Annotated in this window: 5 protein-coding genes; all 5 read right to left on the bottom strand. The window is 74.1% G+C overall.

Annotation, left to right across the window (positions count from 1 at the left end; translation table 11 throughout):
• On the bottom strand, window positions 1-1,786 hold a 1,786-nt coding region (locus PUR71_RS03770), incomplete at its 3' end, for a type I polyketide synthase (protein ID WP_329924867.1).
• Window positions 1,787-2,028: 242 nt separating this feature from the next.
• Window positions 2,029-3,129, bottom strand: a complete 1,101-nt coding sequence (locus PUR71_RS03765) for a zinc-binding dehydrogenase (protein ID WP_329924866.1) — start codon at window positions 3,127-3,129, stop codon at window positions 2,029-2,031.
• Window positions 3,126-3,938, bottom strand: coding sequence for a phytanoyl-CoA dioxygenase family protein (locus PUR71_RS03760; protein WP_329924865.1), 813 nt, complete (start codon window positions 3,936-3,938; stop codon window positions 3,126-3,128). Before PUR71_RS03760 ends, PUR71_RS03765 begins: the two co-directional genes overlap by 4 nt.
• 40 nt (window positions 3,939-3,978) lie before the next feature.
• The gene (locus PUR71_RS03755) at window positions 3,979-4,821 is read right to left on the bottom strand and encodes a putative 2OG-Fe(II) oxygenase (protein ID WP_329924864.1); all 843 of its coding nucleotides are present in this window, start codon (window positions 4,819-4,821) and stop codon (window positions 3,979-3,981) included.
• Between the two features lie 143 nt (window positions 4,822-4,964).
• On the bottom strand, window positions 4,965-5,301 hold a 337-nt coding region (panD, locus tag PUR71_RS03750), incomplete at its 5' end, for an aspartate 1-decarboxylase (protein ID WP_329924863.1).

Here is a 5,301-nt window from a genome sequence, read left to right as displayed (position 1 = left end):
GGAACACCGGTGAGGTGGTGAGGAGTTCGCGTCCCATGCCGGCCCACTGCGTGCCCTGGCCGGGGAAGACGAACACCACGTCGGCGTCGTCGCTCTCGGCGGAGCCCGTCACGACGGAGTTCGCGGGCTCCCCCGCCGCCAACGCCCGCAGACCGGACAGCAGTTCCTCCCGCCCCGAGCCGACCACGACCGCTCGGTGCTCGAAGACCGTCCGCGTGGTGGCGAGCGCGCGGCTCACCTCGGACGTTCGCAGCCCGGGGTGCAGATCCAGGTGCCGGAGCAGTTGCTCGCCCTGGCGCCGCAGGGCGGCGGGCGTCCGGGCCGACAGGGCGAGGACGGCGGGGCCCTCGGCGTCGGCGGCTTCGGTGGCCTCGAGGGGCGGGGCCTGCTCCAGCACCACGTGCGCGTTGGTGCCGCCCATGCCGAAGGACGAGACGCCGGCCAGCAGCGGAGCGCCGTCCGGGGACGTCCACTCCCGCAGGTCCGTCTGCACGCGCAGCCGCAGCTCGTCGAGCGGGATCGCCGGGTTCGGCGTGTCGTGGTCGAGCGTCGCCGGGAGCTGCCCGTGCGTGAGGCACAGGGCGGTCTTGACCAGGCCGACGATGCCCGAAGCACCCTCCAGGTGGCCGACGTTGGTCTTCGCCGAACCGACCGGAAGTGCACGCTCCGCCGCCCGGCCCGCCCCGACGACCGCGCCCAGCGCCGCCGCCTCGACCGGGTCGCCCACCGGGGTGCCGGTGCCGTGCAGCTCGACGTAGCCGAGCTCGTGCGGGGCGACGCCCGCGTTGCGCAGCGCGGCGCGCAGCAGCTCCTCCTGCGCGGCGGCGCTCGGCGAGGTGAGGCTCGCGCCGCCGCCGTCGTTGTTGACGGCGCCGCCGCGGATCACGGCGTGGATCCGGTCGCCGTCGGCCAGGGCGGCACTCAACGGCTTGAGCACGACCGTGGCGCCGCCCTCGCCCCGGACGTACCCGTTCGCTCGGGCGTCCAGGACGAAGCAGCGGCCGTCCGGGGAGATCGCGCCCATCTGCTCCATGCCGCGGCTGCTCTCGTCCGCGAGGATCAGGCTCACGCCGAACGCCAGCGCGAGCGAGCTCTCGCCGCGGCGCAGGCTCTCGCAGGCGAGCTGGACGGCGACGAGGGACGACGACTGGGCGGAGTCGACGGTGAGGCTCGGACCGCGCAGGCCCAGCAGGTACGAGACGCGGTTCGCGATGATGCCGCGGTTGAGGCCGGTGACGGTGAAACCGGAGGCGGCGGCCGGACCGGCCTTGCGGACGAGGGTCGCGTAGTCGTCGGCGATCACACCGGCGAAGACGCCCACACTGCTCCCGCGAAGCCGCGCGGGCACGACCCCGGCGTCCTCCAGGGCGGACCACGCCAGCTCCAGGGCCAGCCGCTGCTGCGGGTCCATCGCGGCGGCCTCGCGCGCGGGGATGCCGAAGAACGCGGCGTCGAACGCGTCCGTGCCCTCGACGGCACCCCGCCAGCGGCCCGTCCGGGCGTCCTGGGTGATCGCGGAACGGCCGTCGGCGAGCAGCCGCCAGAAGGCGTCGGGGGAGTCCGCACCGGGCAGTCGGCAGGACATGCCGATGATGGCCACGGGTTCGTCGGCCGCCAGTCGGTCCCGGGTCGTCCCCTCGTCCGTACGCATATGAACTCGATTCCCCTCGTGGCAGGTCAGGCAGGTCAGGCAGGTCAGGCGGGTGTGGCAGGTCAGGCGGGGCGGGCGGGCGTGGCGCTGCGGGGTGGACGTGGAGTGGCAGGCCAGGCGAGTGTTGCCGGTCAAACGGGTGGGGCAAGCAGGGTGGGTGGTGACGGGGCCGCGCCGGCGGGCCGGGTGACGGCCCGCGAGCCCCAAACCGACGTGCGCAGCCGAATCGGGGCGGCCGTGTCTCAACGTCACGCATCACCAAGGACGTTGTGCGCAACGCCCCCGCCGCGCCGCGCCGGTGGGGCGGAGCGGGGGGCGGGGTCGTCGCGCGGGAGAGGGTGTGCGGGAGAGGTGAGCGCCGCAGGCCGGGAGGCGGGTCAGGCGGTCAGGACGGCCTTGAGCGTGCTGCCGTCGGCGACCGAGGCCAGCGCCGGCCCGTGGTCGGCCAGCGGGTAGGGCGTGACCAGGGAGGCGAGGTCGAACCGGGCGGCCAGGGCCGGCAGCAGGTTGACGTACTCGACGAGGTGGGCGCCGGTGAACGCCCACGAGCCGACGACGTCCAGCTGCCGGTGGACGATCTGGTGCGGGTTGAGCAGCGTGTCGCCGGCGTCCGTGTACTGGCCGATGACGAGGTAGGAGCCGCCCCGCCGGGCCAGGGTGAGGCCCTGGGCGACGGCGGCCGGCACACCGGCGCACTCGATGACGAGGTCGGCGCCGCCGCCGACCGCCGCCCGCGCCTGCTCGAGGGCGGCCTCGACTCCGCCGGGCCCGGTGACGTCGATGTGGACGTCGCCGATGCCGGCCTTGGCCGCCGCTTCCAGCCGGGCCGCCGGTCCGCCGAGGACGACGACCCGGGCGGCCCCGGCGAGCTGGGCGAGGGCCGCGGCGGCGAGGCCGACCGGTCCGCTGCCCTGGACGATGACGGTCTCCCCGACGCGCACCGGGCGGCGCTCGTACAGGGCGTGGACGACGGTGGGGCCCGCGCAGGCGAGGGACATCGCGGCGAGCGGGTCGGTGCCGTCGGCGAGCTTGACGACGGTGGTGCCGCGCTCCAGGACGATGTGGTCGGCCCAGGAGCCGGAGAGCGGTTCGCCGCCGTCGAGCGGGCGGTTGACGCCGTAGGTGCGGCGGTTCTCGCAGAGGGTGGGCTCGCGGTGGAGCCGGCAGGGCACGCAGGTGCCGCAGGCGATGGACGAGGCCCACATGACGGTGTCGCCGACGGCGAGCGGGCGCCCGGCGGCGTCGCGGGCGTCCTCGGTGCCGGCGCCGAGCGAGTGGACGGTGCCGAGGCCCTCGTGGCCGAGGACGATCGGGGTGGGGATGGCCAGGTGGCCCTGCTGGAGGTGGAGGTCGGTGCCGCAGACGCCGCCGTGGCTGCACGCGACGATCAGGCCGCCCTCCGGCGCGGCGGGCAGGTCGAACTCCCGCAACCGCAGCGGCCGGCCGAACTCTTCGAGGACTACGGCGCGGGCGATCATGCCGCCGCCCCCTGGAGGGCGTCGAGGAAGGTGGTGTCGAGGACGCGCAGCGGCTCGGTGTCGCGGCAGACCAGGTGGTCGGGGCGCGGCTCGCCGCTCCAGCTGGGCAGGTTGGCGCAGTCGTTGTAGGTCATGATGAGCAGCCGGCGGGCGAACGGCGACATGTTGGGGCCGGAGCCGTGGACGATCTCGGGGGAGAAGAAGACCACCGAGCCGGCCGGGCCCTTGGGGCTGACCATGCCGCGCCGGGTGACGAGCTCGGTGAGCTGGTCGTTGGTGAGCGCGATGTCCTCGGGGTCGAGGTGCTGCTCGGACTTGGCGACGGCCTTGCGGCCCTGCTGGACGAGGCCGGAGCGGTGCGAGCCGGGCAGGAAGATGACGGGGCCGTTGAACTCGTCGACGTCGTCGAGGAAGACGGCGACGTTGACCTGGAGCGGGGCGGGCAGGTTGTCGGCGATCCGCCAGGCCGCGAAGTCCTGGTGCCAGGACCACTTCTCGCCGCCGAGCGGGGGCTTGGCGTTGATCTTGAACTGGTAGATGTAGAGGTCGTCGGAGAGCAGTCGGCGGGCCGTGCCGAGGACGCGGGGGTCGCGGATCAGGCCGGCGTACTCGGCCTGGCGGTGGTGGGAGGCGTAGACGGCGCGGACGCGGTCGCTGCCCTCCTCGGGGACGAGCTGCGGGCCGGGGACCTCGCAGTCGCGCTCGAAGGCCTCGCGCAGGCTCGCGACCTCCGCGGCGTCGAGGGCGGCGTCGAGTACGAGGAAGCCGTCCTCGTGGTAGCGGGCGATCTGCTCCTGGCTCACTGGCATGGTGTGGGTGTCCTTCCTGGATAAGCGAGTTGGGGCCCGGTCAGGACCAGTAGACGAGCGATCCGCCGGCCGTCACGCCCATGAAGAACGAGATCGCGACCCGGCGTCCCGGGCCCTCGTTGCCGCGCACCGCGTGGAAGTTGCGGGGGTCGAAGAGCACGGCGTCGCCGGCCTCGGGGCGCACCAGGACGCTGGGCTCGTGCCGGGCGATCTCCTCGGCGTAGCCGTAGCCGTCGCGCCACTGCTCGTCCCCGGGCAGCCAGCGGCGGCGGAAGATCTTCGTGGCGCCGCCGCCCTCGGGCATGGACAGGTACCAGTTGAAGCCGAGCTGGGCGATCACCGGCTCGTCCAGCGCGCCGGGCAGCTCGCGGGCGATCTCGTCCCAGTGCATCTTCATGCCGCCGGTGGTCTCGCGGATCATGCCCGCGAACATCCGCCGGCCGCCGGAGCGCGCCGGGGCCATCGGGCCGCTCCAGGCCCGCCGGATCCGCTCCACCGCGAGGTCGAGCGGGTCGGCGCCGTCGAGCAGGGTGGAGCGGTGGTGCTCGGACTGCTCGGCGTCGCGCCAGTAGGCCTCGCCGAGGCCGTGAGCGTCGTAGTGGTCGTAGGCGGCGGGGCCGAGCTTGGGGATCCGGGGGACGACGATCTCCTCGTCGTACGAGCCCATCGGGCAGGTGTCGAGGCCGTGCAGGACGCTCGCGCACTCCTGCGGGCTGCCGAAGCCCTTGATGCGGACGGCGCCGACCGTGCCGGCGGCGAGGCGGACGAGGTGGTCGCGGGTGAGCGCGGCGGCGCCGTCGACGGTCTCGGCGTCGAAGAGCACGTAGATCGGGGTCTGGTTGCTGCTGACGTTGCCCGGCTGGGCCGGTGCGATGGTTGCCACGGGTACTCCAGGTTGTCTGTGTGAGGAGGAAGGTTCCCGCCTCGGGTGGCCCCTCGGGCTTGACCGTACGAGTGGCGGGGCCGCCGGCTGCACCCCTAACCGCCCCTAATCCCGGGGGAGTTGACCTTCAGGGGTGTTCGCATTCAGGACGCCGCGACCAGGTCGCCGCGCAGGAGGCCGCTGTCGGCCGGGACGTCGGCCGGGTCGCTGCCCTGGTGGACGATCCGGTTGCCGGCGTCCACGAACAGGACGCGCGGACGCAGCGCCTTGGCCTCGGCGTCGGTGACGGAGGCGTAGGCGATGATGATGACGAGGTCGCCGGGGCTGATGAGGCGGGCTGCGGCGCCGTTGATGCCGATGACGCCGGTGCCGCGGGGGCCTTCGATGACGTAGGTGGACAGGCGGTTGCCGTTGTCGATGTCGACGATGTCGACCTTCTCGCCGGGCAGGAGGTCGGCGGCGTCCAGGAGGTCGGCGTCG

It is taken from the genome of Streptomyces sp. SP17BM10, assembly GCF_036322405.1.
Lineage (GTDB): Bacteria > Actinomycetota > Actinomycetes > Streptomycetales > Streptomycetaceae > Kitasatospora.
The sequence above is the reverse complement of the archived record's forward strand: the minus strand, read 5'-3'. Positions and strand labels throughout refer to the sequence as shown.

Excerpts from the sequence above, each read along its gene's own strand:
- PUR71_RS03760 (WP_329924865.1), bottom strand. The coding sequence starts at position 3,938 with ATGCCAGTGAGCCAGGAGCAGATCGCCCGCTACCACGAGGACGGCTTC.
- PUR71_RS03765 (WP_329924866.1), bottom strand. The coding sequence starts at position 3,129 with ATGATCGCCCGCGCCGTAGTCCTCGAAGAGTTCGGCCGGCCGCTGCGG.